Origin of the sequence: Bradyrhizobium sp. CCBAU 51753, assembly GCF_015291565.1 — a bacterium.
GTDB lineage: Bacteria > Pseudomonadota > Alphaproteobacteria > Rhizobiales > Xanthobacteraceae > Bradyrhizobium > Bradyrhizobium ivorense.
The window spans coordinates 256531-272725 of the sequence record NZ_CP030037.1 but is presented as its reverse complement, the minus strand read 5'-3'; the positions used below and the strand labels follow the sequence as shown (position 1 = coordinate 272725).

General features: G+C 66.0%; 14 protein-coding genes. 8 read left to right on the top strand and 6 right to left on the bottom strand.

The window, feature by feature from the left end; all coding sequences use genetic code 11:
- Window positions 1–215 precede the first annotated feature (215 nt).
- Complete coding sequence (locus XH93_RS01275) at window positions 216–731, top strand: L,D-transpeptidase (RefSeq protein ID WP_139479530.1); 516 nt, start codon at window positions 216–218, stop codon at window positions 729–731.
- A gap of 70 nt (window positions 732–801) precedes the next feature.
- On the opposite strand, the gene XH93_RS01270 is transcribed toward XH93_RS01275, so the two are convergent.
- Together XH93_RS01270 and XH93_RS01265 are read right to left on the bottom strand one after the other, a co-directional pair.
- Window positions 802–1413 (bottom strand): thermonuclease family protein, encoded by a 612-nt coding sequence (locus XH93_RS01270; protein ID WP_194472086.1) that lies wholly within the window; start codon window positions 1411–1413, stop codon window positions 802–804.
- Window positions 1414–1478: 65 nt separating this feature from the next.
- Window positions 1479–1703, bottom strand: a complete 225-nt coding sequence (locus XH93_RS01265) for a DUF1674 domain-containing protein (RefSeq protein ID WP_194472085.1) — start codon at window positions 1701–1703, stop codon at window positions 1479–1481.
- Window positions 1704–1929: 226 nt separating this feature from the next.
- On the opposite strand from XH93_RS01265, the gene XH93_RS01260 reads away from it, so the two are divergent.
- From XH93_RS01260 to purH, 3 genes are all read left to right on the top strand, one after another.
- Window positions 1930–3282, top strand: coding sequence for an RsmB/NOP family class I SAM-dependent RNA methyltransferase (locus tag XH93_RS01260; RefSeq protein ID WP_194472084.1), 1353 nt, complete (start codon window positions 1930–1932; stop codon window positions 3280–3282).
- A 166-nt stretch (window positions 3283–3448) separates the two neighbouring features.
- On the top strand, window positions 3449–5200 hold the full coding sequence (locus XH93_RS01255) for a heparinase II/III family protein (protein ID WP_194472083.1): 1752 nt from the start codon (window positions 3449–3451) through the stop codon (window positions 5198–5200).
- A gap of 387 nt (window positions 5201–5587) precedes the next feature.
- Window positions 5588–7180, top strand: a complete 1593-nt coding sequence (purH, locus tag XH93_RS01250) for a bifunctional phosphoribosylaminoimidazolecarboxamide formyltransferase/IMP cyclohydrolase (protein ID WP_194472082.1) — start codon at window positions 5588–5590, stop codon at window positions 7178–7180.
- A gap of 298 nt (window positions 7181–7478) precedes the next feature.
- On the opposite strand, the gene XH93_RS01245 is transcribed toward purH, so the two are convergent.
- Window positions 7479–8582, bottom strand: a complete 1104-nt coding sequence (locus XH93_RS01245) for an IS4 family transposase (RefSeq protein ID WP_194472081.1) — start codon at window positions 8580–8582, stop codon at window positions 7479–7481.
- Between the two features lie 82 nt (window positions 8583–8664).
- Window positions 8665–10041, bottom strand: a complete 1377-nt coding sequence (locus tag XH93_RS01240) for an MFS transporter (protein WP_194472080.1) — start codon at window positions 10039–10041, stop codon at window positions 8665–8667.
- Window positions 10042–10160: 119 nt separating this feature from the next.
- On the opposite strand from XH93_RS01240, the gene ggt reads away from it, so the two are divergent.
- The 3 genes from ggt (at window position 10161) to XH93_RS01225 (ending at window position 14516) form a co-directional block, all read left to right on the top strand.
- Window positions 10161–11900, top strand: a complete 1740-nt coding sequence (gene ggt, locus XH93_RS01235) for a gamma-glutamyltransferase (RefSeq protein ID WP_194472079.1) — start codon at window positions 10161–10163, stop codon at window positions 11898–11900.
- 203 nt (window positions 11901–12103) lie between these two features.
- Window positions 12104–13399 carry an MFS transporter gene (locus XH93_RS01230; RefSeq protein ID WP_194472078.1) on the top strand — a complete coding sequence of 432 codons (1296 nt, stop codon included), beginning with the start codon at window positions 12104–12106 and terminating at the stop codon, window positions 13397–13399.
- Between the two features lie 241 nt (window positions 13400–13640).
- The gene (locus XH93_RS01225; RefSeq protein ID WP_194472077.1) at window positions 13641–14516 is read left to right on the top strand and encodes an NAD(P)-dependent oxidoreductase; all 876 of its coding nucleotides are present in this window, start codon (window positions 13641–13643) and stop codon (window positions 14514–14516) included.
- On the opposite strand, the gene XH93_RS01220 is transcribed toward XH93_RS01225, so the two are convergent.
- Window positions 14513–14848 (bottom strand): GIY-YIG nuclease family protein, encoded by a 336-nt coding sequence (locus XH93_RS01220; protein ID WP_194472076.1) that lies wholly within the window; start codon window positions 14846–14848, stop codon window positions 14513–14515. The genes XH93_RS01225 and XH93_RS01220 overlap by 4 nt on opposite strands.
- A gap of 101 nt (window positions 14849–14949) precedes the next feature.
- Here XH93_RS01220 and XH93_RS01215 point away from each other — a divergent pair, with 101 nt between their 5' ends.
- Window positions 14950–15390, top strand: coding sequence for a DUF1330 domain-containing protein (locus XH93_RS01215; RefSeq protein ID WP_194472075.1), 441 nt, complete (start codon window positions 14950–14952; stop codon window positions 15388–15390).
- Window positions 15391–15398: 8 nt separating this feature from the next.
- Here XH93_RS01215 and XH93_RS01210 read toward each other — a convergent pair whose 3' ends face one another.
- Complete coding sequence (locus XH93_RS01210; RefSeq protein WP_194472074.1) at window positions 15399–16064, bottom strand: glutathione S-transferase family protein; 666 nt, start codon at window positions 16062–16064, stop codon at window positions 15399–15401.
- Window positions 16065–16195 lie beyond the last annotated feature (131 nt).

Sequence of the window (16195 nt, the reverse complement as noted above, 5' to 3'; positions counted from 1 at the left end):
CGCGTTTGTGGCCAAGTGTTGTTTTCAAGTCATTTACTTTAATCGGAAGATTTTCTTTCTTGCCGCCATCAGAACGTGTCTCGCGACCGCCGTGGCAACCATCCGGTTAAGACACGCGGTTAACATCGCGTGCGTGAGACCGCAGGCCCGTTTTTGCAGGGGCTTGTCGCTTCGTTTTTGGCTCCCCAGGGAGCTGTTGGGACGTGGAGAGTGTGATGTCGGTGAGGATTGCGGTGGCGGTGGCCGCCACTATCGGGGCGGGCGTGTTGATGTCTTCTGCGGCCGAAGCGCGGCCGGAAATGGTCGGGATACACGCTGACAATTACGAGCCGGGCACCATCGTGGTCAGGACCAACGAACGGCGGCTCTATCTCATTCTCGATTCCGGCCATGCGATGCGTTACCCGGTCGGCGTCGGCAAGGCCGGCAAGCAGTGGGCCGGCACCACGAAGATCGACGGCAAATACACCAATCCCGCCTGGTCGCCGCCCGCCGAGGTGAAGCGCGACAAGCCCAACATGCCGGACGTGATCCCCGGCGGCTCGCCGCGCAACCCGATGGGCGTCGCCGCGATGACGCTCGCCGGCGGCGAATACGCGATCCACGGCACCAACGTGCCGGGCTCGGTCGGCGGCTTCGTCTCCTACGGCTGCATCCGCATGCTGAACAGCGATATCACCGATCTCTATCAGCGCGTTTCGGTCGGCGCGACCGTCGTCGTCACCCGCTGATCCACAGCAAGGTTGCACACGACAAAGGCCGCGCCTCTGCGCGGCCTTTTGCTTTCGTCGGCACGGCCGCTCAACGCGCGGCGTTCGCGCACCAGCCGAAGCGGTGACCGCCATTGTAGACGCGCGCATAGCCGCCGGCGAGCAGCGCGGACGAGACGTTGTCGGTCTTCCTCGTTGCGACGTCGGCCACGACGCGTCCCTGATATTTGTCGGGGCCGACATTGTAGATCGCGACGCTGCCCTGGCCGAGCAGATCGCGCAGCGCCACCGTCGCCGCTTCCGCCATCTGCAACTCGCGCCAGCACGACGCCTTCAGCTCCGGCGCATCGATGCCGCGCAGCCGGACCCGCGTGATCAGATCGGGGCCCGGCGACAGATGCACCCGCGCCTCGAATGTGTCGCCATCGATGGTCCTGATCACGTCGACGGCATGCCGGATGTCGGGCGCGCCGGTACGCTGCAAGATCACGTAGGTATCTTGCGACCGGCCGAGCGACCAGTGCGGCGGCCAATGCACCCACTGGCGGATCGGAAGCGTGCTGCCGATGGCGATGCCGAGCACGAACACCCATGGCAGCACCGAGGAGAAGCGCCGGCCCCAAACCGAGCGACCGGACGACGGCCGCCCGAATGGCGGGCGTCCCGGCACCCGATGAGCATTTATTCTCTCGTATGGGGACATATTCCCAAGCTAAGCCCGACTCGCGGCCTCAGGCAAGGGTCGCACGGCACAGGTTACCAAGAGTCTCAAAAGTCCGACGCGATGCCCTTGGTTTCCCAGTCACCGTAACGCGTCGGCTCGGGACCTTTCGGGCCCTGATATTCCTTCGGCCGCGCGGCTGCGTTTTGCTCTGCAGCCTTGCGCCGCTCCTCCGCTTCGGCGAGCGCGCGTTGCGCCGCCGGCGTCAGTGGCTTGCGCGGGGCGGGTTCCGCGGGCGATGTAATTTTTTCAGGTGGAGATTTCTCGGACATGGCGGGACTCTTTGGCAGGACTCTTTGGCAAAGCTCTTCGGCAGATTTCTCGACAAACTCTCCGGCTGCGTGCCTCGACTTGTGATGCCCTCACAGTGACGGCATCACGTTCCTGAAATCCCTCAGCGCGATTCTTACATTTGGCATATTCGCATGCCAGAGGTGTTTCTCGCGTTACGGGCATGAGCCGAATGTAACTCAGCACCTTTCGAGATATCTCCGCTTCATGCCCCCTTCAAGGTTTGCAGTTCCCGCCGAAGTGCCCGGTCTCGCGGCACGCCGTATTGCGGCCGACATTCTCGACGGCGTGCTGCACAAGCATCGCACGCTCGATGATCAACTCGACGGCGCCGGCGCGCATCCCGGTCTGAAATCGCTCGCCGATCGCGACCGCGCGCTGATGCGCCGGCTGGTGTCGACCATCCTGCGCCGGCTCGGCACGCTCGGCCATCTGCTGTCGCGGCTGCTCGACCGCGGCGTCCCGACTGATGCGCCGCGTGCGCAAAGCGCGCTTCTGATCGGCGCCGCGCAGATCCTCTGGATGGACGTGCCCGATCACGCCGCGGTCGATCTATCGGTGCGGCTGGTGCAATCGGACCGCCGCGCGGCGAAATATGCCGGGCTCGTCAACGCCGTGCTGCGCCGCTGTGCGCGCGAGGGCCAGGGGCTGATCGACGAGGTGAAGACGCAGACGCTCGACCTGCCGCAGTGGATGCTGGCGCGCTGGACCGCGCATTACGGCGAGGAGACCGCGCGCAACATGGCGCTCGCGCTCGGCCACGAGCCGTCGCTCGATCTCACGGTGAAGGCGGACGCCCTGCAATGGGCAAGTCGCCTGCATGGCGAGCGGCTGCCGACGGGAACCGTGCGCACGCTGCTGCAGGGTTCCGTCACCATGCTGCCCGGTTTCGCCGAAGGCCAATGGTGGGTGCAGGACGCCGCCGCCGCGCTGCCGGCGCGGCTGTTCGGCGACGTCAAGGACAAAGCGATCGCCGATCTCTGCGCCGCGCCCGGCGGCAAGACCGCGCAGCTGGCGCTGGCCGGCGCCCGTGTCACCGCGATCGACCGCTCGCCGGCGCGAATGGCGCGGCTGCGCGACAACCTCACGCGGCTGGCGCTATCGGCCGAGCCCATCGTCGCCGACGCGGCCGAATGGCCGGCGCAGGCCGCAAGTTTCGACGGCATCCTGGTCGATGCGCCCTGCACCTCGACCGGCACCATCCGCCGTCACCCCGACGTTGCCTGGCTGCGCCAGGAGGCCGACATCGGCGCGCTGGCGGCGTTGCAGAAGCGGCTGCTGCAAAAGGCGGTCGCGCTGCTCAAGGTCGGCGGTACGCTGATCTACTGCACCTGTTCGCTGGAGCCGGAGGAAGGCGAGCGGGCGATCGCCGCGCTGCTGGCGAGCGAATCAGGCCTGCGGCGCGCGCCGGTCGAGAAGGGCGAAGTCGCGGGCCTCGAGGAGATCATCACCACTGACGGTGATTTGCGCACCCTGCCCTGCCATTTGCCGCACGCCGATCCGCGGCTTGGCGGCCTGGATGGATTTTACGCGGCAAGGCTGGTTAAATCCGCTGGTTAAATCCTGATTTTAAGCGTGATTCTTCTAAGCTCGTTGCAGTGATTCGCGCGCGTGACAAGACCGTGTCCGAGTGCGTTCTTGGGTACGTTTTCTTGGCACGTTTTCTTGGCCGCGTTTCCGGATTAAATAAGGATTCGTTGAACAACTCCTCCCCACAAGGTTAGGCGTGTCGGTCGCTCAAAGCAGACGCATCTCGACGCTGATTGCTGGCCGCTTCGCGCGCAGCATGATTGCGCGCGCGAGCGGGGGAACCGTCGCGCTGTCGCGGCTGTGGCCAGGTCGCACCGACCGCCTGATCATCGCCCCTCACGATCTCAGGACCGCCGACGCCACCCGCGCCGCCGAGATCTATGCCGGGCGCTTCGTGTTCGCGGGCAAGATCGTCACCTGCCACGGCCGCTCGATATTCGATCTCGAGCCGCCGTCGGAGGATTGGGAAGCCGCGCTGCTCGGCTTCGGCTGGCTGCGTCATCTGCGCGCCGCCGACACCGCATTGACCCGCGCCAACGCCCGCTCGCTGGTCGACGACTGGATCTCCAACCAGGCGCGCAAGCGGCCGCTGGAACGCCGCGCCGACGTGCGCGCACGCCGTGTCATCTCGCTGCTGTCGCAGGCGCCGCTGGTGCTCGGCGATACCGACGGCAAATTCTACCGCAAATATCTGCGCGGGCTGGCGCGCGAGATCAAATATCTGCGCTACTCCACGCTCGACAATGACGGCGTGCCGCGCCTGCAGGTGCTGATCGCGCTGTGCTACGCCTCGCTCTGCCTCGCCAACCAGGCGCGCAACATCAAGACCGCCTCGCGGAAGCTGTCGGACGAATTGCAGCGCCAGATCCTGCCCGACGGCGGCCACATCTCGCGCAATCCCGGCGCGCTGGTCGAGCTGCTCAGCGATCTGTTGCCGCTGCGCCAGACCTTTGCTGCGCGGAACATCGCGCCGCCGCCGGCGCTGCTCAACGCCATCGACCGCATGATGCCGATGCTGCGCTTCTTCCGTCACGGCGACGGCAGCTTTGCGCTGTTCAACGGCATGTCGACCGCGCCCTCCGATCTCGTCGCGACGCTGCTCGCCTATGACGACACCCGCGGCGTGCCGATGTCGAACATGCCGCATTCCGGGTTCCAGCGCATCGACGCCGGCACGACCGCGCTGATCATCGACACCGGCGCGCCGCCGCCGCCGAGCGTCAGCCAGGACGCGCATGCCGGCTGCCTGTCGTTCGAGTTCTCCTCCGGGGCGAGCCGCATCGTGGTCAATTGCGGCATGCCGTCGACTGGCCGCGACAATTGGCGGCCGTTCGCGCGCTCCACCGCGGCGCATTCGACGCTGACCTATCACGAGGCGTCGTCGTGCCAGTTCGTCGAGCTGTCGGCGATGAAGCGGCTGCTGCGCGGCTCGCCGATCACCTCAGGCCCCAGCAATGTCGAGAGCCGCCGCGAGGCCATCAGCGACGGCGACATGCTCACCGCGTCGCATGACGGCTATCTCTCCCGCTTCGGCGTGATCCACCGCCGCGTGCTGATGGTCTCCGACGACGGCACCCGCCTCGAAGGCGAGGACCAGGTCGCGCCGGCGCCGAGCGGCCGCATCAAGGGCAGCGACGCCGATTTCGCACTGCGCTTCCATCTGCACCCGTCGGTGAAGGCGAGCCGGCTGTCGGACGCGCGCGGCGTCATGCTGGTGCTGCCGAACCGCGACGTCTGGACCTTCGAGGCTGTTGACGACAAGGTCGAGCTCGAGGACAGCGTGTTCCTCGCCGGCAATGACGGCCCGCGCCGCACCTCCCAGATCGTGATCCGGCAGGACGCCCGGGCCGCCTCCACCATCCGCTGGAGCTTTGTCCGCTCCTCGACCTCGGCCTCCGCCACCAACGCCCGCCGCAACGCCCGCCGCGAGCCGGAACTGCCGCTGTAGAGACGGCCTGAGGGGGGCGCTGCCAAAATGGCGAAAACAACCCCATGCAAAGTAGCCGGCGGCGGGGCAGCCGGCCTTCGACACCAAGATTCGGCGCCGTCCCGGCCTAGTGCGCAATTGCGCACTGGAGCCGGGACGACGAGTGACATGGTCGCTCTATCCCCGTCATCCTGAGGTGCGAGCCTCTTCGGCGAGCCTCGAAGGATGCACGGCCCGGCTGGTGGCCGTCGACCCTTCGAGGGCCGCTGAAGAAGCGGCCACCTCAGGGTGACGGGTCTGATTGCTCCCCAATCGCCCGCAATTTCCGGGGAATCGGCGTCCGGAACCGGTTTCGGTCCCCGCCAAACCGTGCTACCCGGCTGCCTTAACAGCCAGGGATTTCCTCAGATGACTGAACAGCTTCGCCGCGTGACCCGCGCTCTGTTGTCGGTTTCCGACAAGACCGGATTGATCGATTTTGCCAGGGCACTGTCCGACCATGGCGTCGAGCTGGTCTCGACCGGCGGCACTGCGAAAGCGATCGCGGCGGCGGGGCTACAGGTCAAGGACGTCTCCGAGCTCACCGGTTTCCCCGAGATGATGGACGGCCGGGTCAAGACGCTGCATCCGAAGGTGCATGGCGGCCTGCTCGCGATCCGCGACAACAAGGAGCACGCGTCCGCGATGGCCGCGCACGGCATCGCGCCGATCGATCTCCTGGTGGTCAATCTCTATCCGTTCGAGGCCACCGTCGACAAAGGCGCCGGCTTCGAGGAGTGCATCGAGAACATCGACATCGGCGGCCCCGCGATGATCCGCGCCGCGGCCAAGAACCACGACGATGTCGCCGTCGTGGTCGAGGCGAGCGACTATCAGTCGGTGCTCGAGGAACTCACCGCGCACAACGGCGCGACCTCGCTTGGCCTGCGCCGCCGTCTCGCCGCCAAGGCTTACGCGCGCACCGCGGCCTATGACGCGGCGATCTCGAACTGGTTTGCCGTGCAGCTCGACACCAAGGCGCCGGACTTCCGCGCCTTCGGCGGCCGGCTGCTGCAGTCGCTGCGCTATGGCGAGAACCCGCATCAGACCGCGGCGTTCTACGCCACGCCGGAGAAGCGGCCGGGCGTTGCGACCGCGCGGCAGCTGCAGGGCAAGGAACTGTCCTACAACAACATCAACGACACTGATGCTGCCTATGAATGCGTCGGCGAGTTCGATCCGCAGCGCACGGCGGCCTGCGTCATCGTCAAGCATGCCAATCCCTGCGGCGTTGCCGAGGGCCCGGACCTTGCCACCGCCTACCGCAGCGCGCTCGCCTGCGATTCGACCTCGGCCTATGGCGGCATCATTGCGGTCAACCGCACGCTCGATGCGGACGCGGCGCGCGCCATCATCGGCATCTTCACCGAGGTGATCATCGCGCCCGACGCGACCGAGGAGGCGATCGCGATCATCGCCGGCCGGCGCAATCTGCGCCTCTTGCTCGCCGGCGGCCTGCCCAACCCGCGCGCCGTCGGCCTGACCGCCAAGACGGTTGCCGGCGGCCTGCTGGTGCAGAGCCGCGACAACGCCGTGGTCGAAGACATGGATCTGAAGGTCGCGACCAAGCGCGCGCCGACCGACGCCGAGCTGCGCGACCTGAAATTCGCCTTCCGCGTCGCCAAGCACGTCAAGTCGAACACCATCATCTACGCCAAGGATCTCGCCACCGTCGGCATCGGCGCCGGCCAGATGAGCCGGGTCGATTCCGCCCGCATCGCCGCGCGCAAGGCGCTGGATGCGGCGGCCGAGCTGAAGCTCGCCGAGCCGCTGACCAAGGGCTCGGTGGTTGCCTCGGATGCGTTCTTCCCGTTCGCCGACGGCATGCTCGCCTGCATCGAAGCCGGCGCCACCGCGGTGATCCAGCCCGGCGGCTCGATGCGCGACGACGAGGTGATCAAGGCCGCGGACGAGCACGGCATCGCCATGGTGTTCACCGACGTGCGGCATTTCCGGCACTGATGCATCGGTTGTCGTCCCGACGAAGGCGGGGACCCGACCACCGATCTTGCTTGGTGAGGGACAACTAACCCCAGCGCGCCTTCGATAGATCACGCGGTTTGGGTCCCGGCCTTCGCCCATAGGCGCTAAGATAGTTCGATCATGGCCTGATAGCGGCGCTTGCGTCTCGGAGACTCGCGCAGATGTCGTTGGAGAGCGACGCTGGCTCTGCGCAGACGTGCGATCGTTGGCTGGGGAATGATGGCTTGGAGCAGTGAGGCGGTGAGCTGACGGAGCAGGCGCCATGCTGCAGGTCCGGTCAGGCGGCTTCGGCCAAGCGGGGAGAGTCCTCGAGTTCGTCGACAAGCGGCTCGAGCAGAAGAATGATCAGTAGATGAGCGAGGATATGGGGTCTGGCTGACCGCTCGTCGGTTCCTGGAGGTCCCTTCAAGCCGATCAGACTCTTCAGTCGCTTGAAGCCGAGTTCAATCCGCCATCGCAGCCGGTAAAGGGCAAGCACGTCAGCCGTTGAGAAGTCCTCGGGCTTGAGCGAGGTCACCAGGATCACCCAATCTGCGGCTTCAAGCGTTTGCCTGGAGAGTTGATGGCCTCCCTTCTGGGCCGTCCTGCGTGCCTTGCGCCGTGCAGTTGCGGCCGCTTGGGCCGGCTTCTTGACGGCAACTAAACGGACAGCGAGCGGCGAGCCACCAGACTTGCGTTTTATCCAGATCGCCCGGTCGATCATGCCGCGTGCCGAGGCCTTGCGCAGTTCGACGACGAGATCGATCAGATTGCCTTTGCGATCCAGCCAGCGGGCGCTCTTCCAGCCCGAGCGGATCACGAAGTCCGCACCGGCCTCGACCAGATGCGCCATGCGCTCCGGTTGCAGATAGGCGCGGTCGGCAAGACGGATCTCGCCGGCAACCACCGGAATCCGGTCCAGTGTCTCGCCGTCGCGCTGATCAGTCAGCTCGAAGTGGCCAAAACGCTCTCGCGGAAGATCGAACGCACTGTGGATGCGCCACACCGCGTTCTTCTGCCTGCCGCCGGTTCCAGCCTTGGGCACCGTCGTGGCGTCAACGATGCGGATCAGTCGACCGCGGCTTGCCTTCGGCGCAGCGCTCGCAAGTGCCCGGCCTATCAGCTGCGCCAGCCAATCCCCACTCTGACGCAAGCGATACAACAGAGCCACATTGGAAATATCGACAAGGCCCACCGAGGTTGCCCATGCCGCCGTCAACCGCAGGCCTCTCGTGCCCAGACAATACGCAAGGATCAGCCGCAGCAAATCGACCGCATTGCTGATCTCGCGCGGACGCACAAACGCCTTCGTCTCGCGCGCGCCAACCTCCAACGCCTCGGCACCACCAAGCCGAGTCACAACATGCGCCCAGTCTTCGTTCAAAAGCGATTCGTGTCCCATCTCTCCTTGGAATCACACACGAATCTAACGTGCAAATCCTATTTTAGCGCCTATGGGCCTTCGCCGGGACGACGGTGGTGGTTTACGCGCGCACCCGTGCCAGCAGCGCCAGCCCCAGCACGAAGAATCCCACCAGCACCGCCATCCCCGCCTTCTGACTCGCGGTCGCGGCGGTGATCGCGCCGATCAGGAGCGGGCCGATGAATGACGTGACCTTGCCGGTCAGCGCGAACAGGCCAAAATACTGCGCGATGCGATCCTTCGGTGCGAGGCGGATCAGCAGCGTGCGCGAGGCGGCCTGCAGCGGCCCGCCGGCGGCGCCGATCAGGCAGCCCAGCACGATGTAGGCGCGCTCGGCGGCGCCGGCGAACAACGGGCCATCGGGCACCGGCGGCGCGACCGGCATGAACAGGATGGAGTCCTTGTTCACGGTGAGGATCACCACGATCGCAAACAGCAGGATCACGAGACTGCCGGTGATGACCCGCTTCGGACCCAGCGCATCGTCGAGCTTGCCGCCGAGCCAGGCGCCGAACGTGCCGGCGATCGCGAGAATAATGCCGAAGGTGCCGATGCGGATGGTGTCCCAGCCGAACGTGCCGGCAGCGTAGATGCCGCCGAATGCGAACAGCGAGACCAGCCCGTCGGTGTAGATCATGTTCGCGAGCAGGAACCGCGCCATCGATTTCTGCTTCGGCAGGCTCACCAGGGATTCGCGCAGCTCGCGCAGGCCTTCGCCAAGCGCGTCGCGGATCGGACGTTTCGCCGGATAGTCCGGCGTGAACAGGAACATTGGCGTCACGAAGACGACGAACCACAGCGCGGTCAGCGGCCCGGTGATGCGGTCGCCGGCATGCGTGACCGGATCGAGCCCGAACAGCGGGGTGAGACCGAACAGCGTGCGGCCGGTCTCGGCATTGGCGGCGAGAAAGCCGAGCACCAGCACCAGGCTCAAAATGCCGCCAACATAGCCGGTGGCCCAGCCGGTGCCTGACAGCCGCCCGATCTTGTCCGGCGGCACCAGGGTCGGCATCATCGCATTGTTGAAGACGGTGGCGAATTCGACGCCGACGCTGGCGATCGCATACGCCAGCAGCAGCGCAGGAATGACGTCCGGATTGCCCGGCTTGCCGATCCACATCGCGCTGGCGCCGATCACGAGCAGCGCGCCGAAACCCGCGATCCACGGCTTGCGCCGGCCGCTGGCATCGGCGATCGCTCCTAACACCGGCGACAGCAGGGCGATGGCGAGCCCGGCGGCTGCGGTGGCAAAGCCCCACAGCGCCTGCCCGCTCGCCGGATCGGACGCGACAAAGCCAGCAAAATAAGGCGCGAACACAAAGGTCGTGATCAGCGTGAAATAAGGCTGCGCGGCCCAGTCGAAGAAGATCCAGCTGACGACGGCAGCGCGGCCCGGATAGGTTTTTGCGCTGTCGGTACCCGTCTCAATTGTCGTCATCGCCAAAGCTATTCCCAAAAGTCCGATCACGCGCAGGCTTTCGCCTCTGCAATCCGTTCCCATATAGCATGAGCTTGTTGGGTGAATACCGGATGGCGATGAACAGGGCGGGGCTCTCGATGGCAGCAACACTCTCGCGGCGGCTGTTTGCCGCGCTCCTCGTCATCGGCATCTCCGCACCAGCATTCAGCCAGGAGCAGCGCCGGTTCTATTCGCCGCCGGCTCCTGACGCCGTCAGCAGCGTTCCCGCCGAACACGGCATGGTGGTGGCGCAGGAGAAGCTCGCCGCGCAGGTCGGCGCCGACATCCTGCGGCAGGGCGGCAATGCAGTCGACGCCGCGGTCGCCACCGGCTTTGCGATGGCGGTGACCTATCCGCGCGCCGGCAATATCGGCGGCGGCGGTTTCATGGTGATCCACCTCGCCGGCCGCAATGAAGATATCGCCATCGACTATCGCGAGACCGCGCCTCAGGCCGCGACCCGCGACATGTTCCTGGGCGCCGACGGCAAGCCCGATCCGGACAAGTCACGCAACTCGGCGCTGGCGATCGGCGTGCCCGGCACGGTCGCGGGACTCGCGCTGGCGCTGGAGAAATACGGCTCCGGCCATTTCACGCTGGCGCAGATTCTCAAGCCCGCGATCGATCTCGCCCGCGACGGCTTTATCGTGACCGACGACACATCGGACACGCTCGGAGACATGTACCGCCGGATGTCGCGCTGGCCGAATTCGGCAAAGACGTTCTCGAACGCCGACGGCAGGCCGCTGCGCGAGGGCGACCGCCTGATCCAGGGCGATCTCGCGGCGGTGCTGACGGCGATTGCCGAGCAGGGCCCGCGCGGCTTCTACCAGGGCGCGGTCGCCGAGAAGCTCGTCAACGGCATCAACAATGCCGGCGGCATCTTCACCCTTGAGGATCTCAAATCCTACCAGCCGGTGATCCGCACGCCGATGCGCGGCAGCTATCGCGGTTACGATGTGGTGTCGATGCCGCAGCCTTCCTCCGGCGGCGTCGTGCTGATCGAGATCCTCAACATTCTCGAGGGCCTGCTGATGTCCGACATGAAGCAGGGCTCGGCCACGTCGCTGCATGTGATGCTGGAGGCCATGAAGCGCGCCTATGCCGACCGCGCGCGCTATCTCGGCGATCCCGCCTTCGTCGACGCGCCGACGCAATTGCTGACGTCCAAGGACTATGCCGCCAAGCAGCGCGCGACCATCGATCTCGCCCGTGCCACGCCCTGGGTCGATGTGCAGAACGCCAAGCCGCCGAAGGAAGGCGACAACACCACGCACTATTCGGTGGTCGATGCCAGCGGCAACGCCGTCAGTAACACCTATACGCTGAACTTCCCCTATGGGGTCGGCCTGGTGGCCGAGGGCACCGGCGTGCTGCTCAACAACGAGCTCGACGACTTCACCGCCGCGCCCGGCGCCGCCAACGCCTTCGGCCTAGTCGGCTTCGAGGCCAACCTGCCCGGCCCCGGCAAGCGTCCGCTGTCCTCGATGTCGCCGGCCATCCTGCTGAAGGACGGCAAGGTGGTGCTGGTGACGGGATCGCCCGGCGGCAGCCGCATCATCTCCGCGGTGACGCAGATCATCGTCGACGTGATCGACTACAAGATGGATATCGCGGCCGCGGTGGCCGCGCCGCGCGTCCATCATCAATGGCTGCCCGACGAGGTCAGGATCGAGCGCGGCTTTCCCGATGATGTGCTGGCCGAGCTGCGAAGCAAGGGCCACAAGCTGGTCGAGCCGCTGGGCTATTCCTCCGCCAACTCGATCCTCGTGACGCCGAATGGTCTGCTCGGCGCGCCCGATCCGCGCACGCGGGGGTCGGAGGCGGCGGGGCAGTAAATCGCAGGGCGGGCAAAGCGGACCCGTCGCGCCGTAGCTCGAAGAGCGAAGGCGGAAGTGTACCCACGATCACGAGCACACTACCGATGGTGGGCACGGCGCAAACACGCCTTTGCCCACCCACCGGCATCGGGCTAAGTTGCTCCTTCCGCAAAGCCGGCCGCGGTTCAGAAGCTGGCGACAAATCTTCCAAGGAAGCGCGCATGAGCCAAGCCGAATCCAAACCGATGGAAATCGCCGAGATCGAGGACACCAGCCTCCTCGCCTTCTATCGCGACATGAACAACAAGGAACGGCACACCTTCTGGGCCTGCGCCTCGGGCTGGACGCTCGACGGCATGGATTTCATGATCTATCCGCTGGTGATCGGAACCATCATCACGCTGTGGAAGGTCGACCCCGGCACCGCGGGCCTTGCGGGCACGGTGACGCTGCTGGCCTCCGCCGTCGGCGGCTGGCTCGGCGGCTATCTCTCCGACCGCATCGGGCGGGTGAAGACGCTGCAGCTCACCATCATCTGGTTCTCGTTCTTCTCGCTGGTCTGCGCGTTGGTGCAGAATTTCGACCAGCTGCTGATCGCCCGCGCGCTGCTCGGGCTCGGCTTCGGCGGCGAATGGGCCGCCGGCGCGGTGCTGATCGGCGAGGCGATCCGGCCGCAATATCGCGGACGCGCGGTCGGCTCGGTGCAATCGGGCTGGGCGGTCGGCTGGGGCCTCGCGGTGCTGTCGCAGGCGGTGCTGTTCTCGATCCTGCCGGCGGAAAGCGCCTGGCGCTGGATGTTCGTGATCGGCGCGCTGCCGGCGCTCTTGGTGTTCTATCTGCGCCGCTACGTCACCGAGCCGGAGATTTCCGCCGCGACCATGGCGCAGCAGCAGGCGTCCGGCAGCGGCCCGGCCGCGCTGTGGGAGATCTTTCAGGGGCCGATCCTGAAGACGACGCTGCTGGCGTCGCTGGTCGGCACCGGCATGCAGGGCGGCTACTACGCCATCACCTTCTGGGTGCCGCGCTTCCTCACCACCGAACGCAAGCTGTCGGTGGTCGGCTCGACCGGCTATCTCGCGACCCTGATCATCGGCTCCTTCATCGGCTATCTGGTCGGCGCCTGGCTCGCCGACCGCATCGGCCGCCGCAACCTGTTCCTGATCTTCTCGCTCGGCGCCATCGCCGTGGTGCTGCTCTACACCCAGCTGCCGCTCTCCAACGAGGTGCTGTGGGTGCTGGGCTTCCCGCTCGGCTTCTTCGCCTCGGGCTATTTCTCCGGCATGGGCGCGTTCCTGACCGAACTCTATCCGACACGGCTGCGCGGCTCCGGCCAGGGTTTCTGCTACAATTTCGGCCGCGGCATCGGCGCGCTGTTCCCGTTCCTGGTCGGCGCGCTCTCGACCACGACCTCGCTGGCCAACGCGATCGCGATCTTCGCGGTGGCGGCCTACGGCGTGTTCTTCCTCGCCGCCTACGCGTTGCCGGAAACGCGCGGGCGGGTGCTGCATGCGGATTGAAAGCGGTCGCGACATGGTCAAGCCGCTTGCTCCGCTTCGCCTCTCCCCTCCTGTCCGCCGAAGCCTTGGCGAAGGCGGATGTGGGAGAGGCCGGATTGCATGAAGCGAAGCGGAATGCGATCCGGGTGAGGGGTATCTCTCCACGCGACGCGCCGTGTGGAAGGATACCCCTCACCCCCAACCCTCTCCCACAAGGGGAGAGGGAGCCTGACGGAGTGCGTCCCTAACTGGAGGTCGTGCAATGACATCGCTCAAGGGCAAGACGCTGTTCATCTCGGGTGCGAGCCGCGGCATTGGGCTGGCGATTGCGCTGCGGGCGGCACGGGACGGCGCCAATATTGCGATCGCGGCCAAGACCGCCGAGCCGCATCCGAAGCTGAAGGGCACGATCTACACCGCGGCCGACGAGGTTCGCGCCGCCGGCGGCAAGGCGCTGCCCGTGATCTGCGACATCAGGGACGAGACGCAGGTGGTGGCGGCGATCGAGAAGACGGTGGCCGAATTCGGCGGCATCGACATCTGCGTCAACAATGCCAGCGCCATCAGCCTGACCACCTCCCAGGCGACCGACATGAAGCGCTACGACCTGATGATGGGCATCAACACCCGCGGCACCTTCATGGTGTCGAAATATTGCATCCCGCATCTGAAGAAGGCGGAGAACCCGCACATCCTGATGCTGTCGCCACCGCTCGACATGAAGACCAAATGGTTCGAGCATTCGACCGCCTACACGATGGCGAAGTTCGGCATGAGCATGTGCGTGCTCGGCCTCGCCGGCGAGCTGAAGGCCGCCGGCATCGCGGTCAACGCGCTGTGGCCGCGCACCACGATCGCCACCGCCGCGGTCGGCAATCTGCTCGGCGGCGACACCATGATGCGGGCCAGCCGCACGCCCGAGATCATGGGCGATGCGGCCTATGCGATCTTCACCCGGCCGGCGCGCGAGTTCACCGGCCAGTTCTGCATCGACGACAAGGTGCTCTATGCCAACGGCATGCGCGACTTCGAGCACTACCGCGTCGATCCGTCGGTACCGCTGATGGCGGACTTCTTCGTGCCCGACGACGACGTGCCGCCGCCCGGCGTCACCGTGCAGGCGTTACCGTCGCACTAGATCGCTGACGCATTGAGTTGCGCGCGCCAGTGCTGCACGCGCTCCTTGAGCAGCGTATCGCGGACATAGGCGAGCTCCTCGTCCGCGATGCGCTCGAGCGCTTCGAGCGCGAAGTTTTGTTCGCCGTGCGCCGACCACGCGCGCTGCAGCTCGGCGTTGCGATGATCGCCCATCCGCAAGGTGAACCAGATCCGGTTCTGGATCTTGTCGAGGTCGAACGCCTGCCCGACCCAGATCTCGCCGCTCGCGCGGCAGCGGATCGCGAACACGCCGGCGATGCTCAGGCGCTTCTTGTAGTCGGCGGTGGCAAGTTTTCGGGTCTCGGTTTTCATGGCGGGCTCCTGTCGCTCGCCTATTTATATCCGGGTATTATTGACATGGCAATAAGACCCGGGTAAAACATGTCCATCGAAGCCCGACGGGACGACCGGACATGAACACCGCCTGCCACTTGGAGCCGACCTATTTGGAGCCGACTTGGGACGCCGGACGCGCCTTTGCCCAGCGCGAGATCGCCGGCGAGATGGTGATGCTCAATCTGCTGCGCTTCCGTGCGATCGCCGACTATTCGCAAAGTCCCGAGCTCGCCCCGCCGCAGCCGATCTCGGGCGCCGAGGCCTATGACCGCTATGTCGCGCACACGCTGCCGCTGCTGCGCAAGAGCGGCGGCGATCTGTTGTTCATGGGCGAAGGCGGCGCGTTCCTGATCGGGCCCGAGGGCGAGCGCTGGGACCGCGCCATGCTGATCCGGCAGAAGAGCCGCGGCGCCTTCCTCGCCTTTGCAGTGGCGGAGGCCTATCTCGCCGGCATCGGACACCGCACCGCGGCGCTGTCGGATTCGCGGCTGCTGCCGCTCATCGAGTTGCCGCGATGAGCGCGAAATCAGCGGCCGACCTGGTATGGCCCGCCCTTCTCAAGCGCTCGCACATAGGCCGGGCGCGCGTGAATGCGCGCGAGGAAGGCGACGCATTTCGGATGGCCGTCCTCGAGCCCGCCGCGCGCCGCGGCCGCTTCGAGCGGAAAGCTCATCTGGATGTCGGCGCCGGTAAACTCGTTGCCGGCGAACCACTCGGTCTTGCCGAGCTCGCCCTCCCAATAGGCCATGTGTTGCTTGATCTGCGGATTGACCAGCGTGGACAGCGCCGTGTTGGACACCTTGCGCACCAGCGGCCGCAGCAGCGCCGGCGCGCGCTTCGGCATCAGCGTGAACAACAGCTTGAGCAGCAGCGGCGTCATCGCCGAGCCCTCAGCATAGTGCAGCCAGTAGGTGAAACGCAGCCGCTCCGGCGTACCGGCCGGCGGGATCAGCCTGCCATTGCCGTAGGTGGCGATGATGTAGTCGAGGATCGCGCCGGATTCCGCGATGGTGTTGCCGTTGTCGGTGATCACGGGCGACTTGCCGAGCGGATGGATCGCGCGCAGCTCCTTCGGCGCGCGCATGTCGGGCTGGCGCTGATAGCGCACGATCTCGTAAGGAACGCCCAACTCCTCGAGCAGCCACAGCACGCGCTGCGAGCGGGAATTGTTGAGATGATGAACGGTCAGCATGGGTGTCCTCTGAAGCCTCAGCGCAGTCGAGCACTGTTTGGTGCCAGCCGGCCGCGAGAAAGTCGAGATCGAGGCACTACGGCCATCAAAAATTACCCGGACAATATGTCGCGCAACCCGAGAGGTCCGCA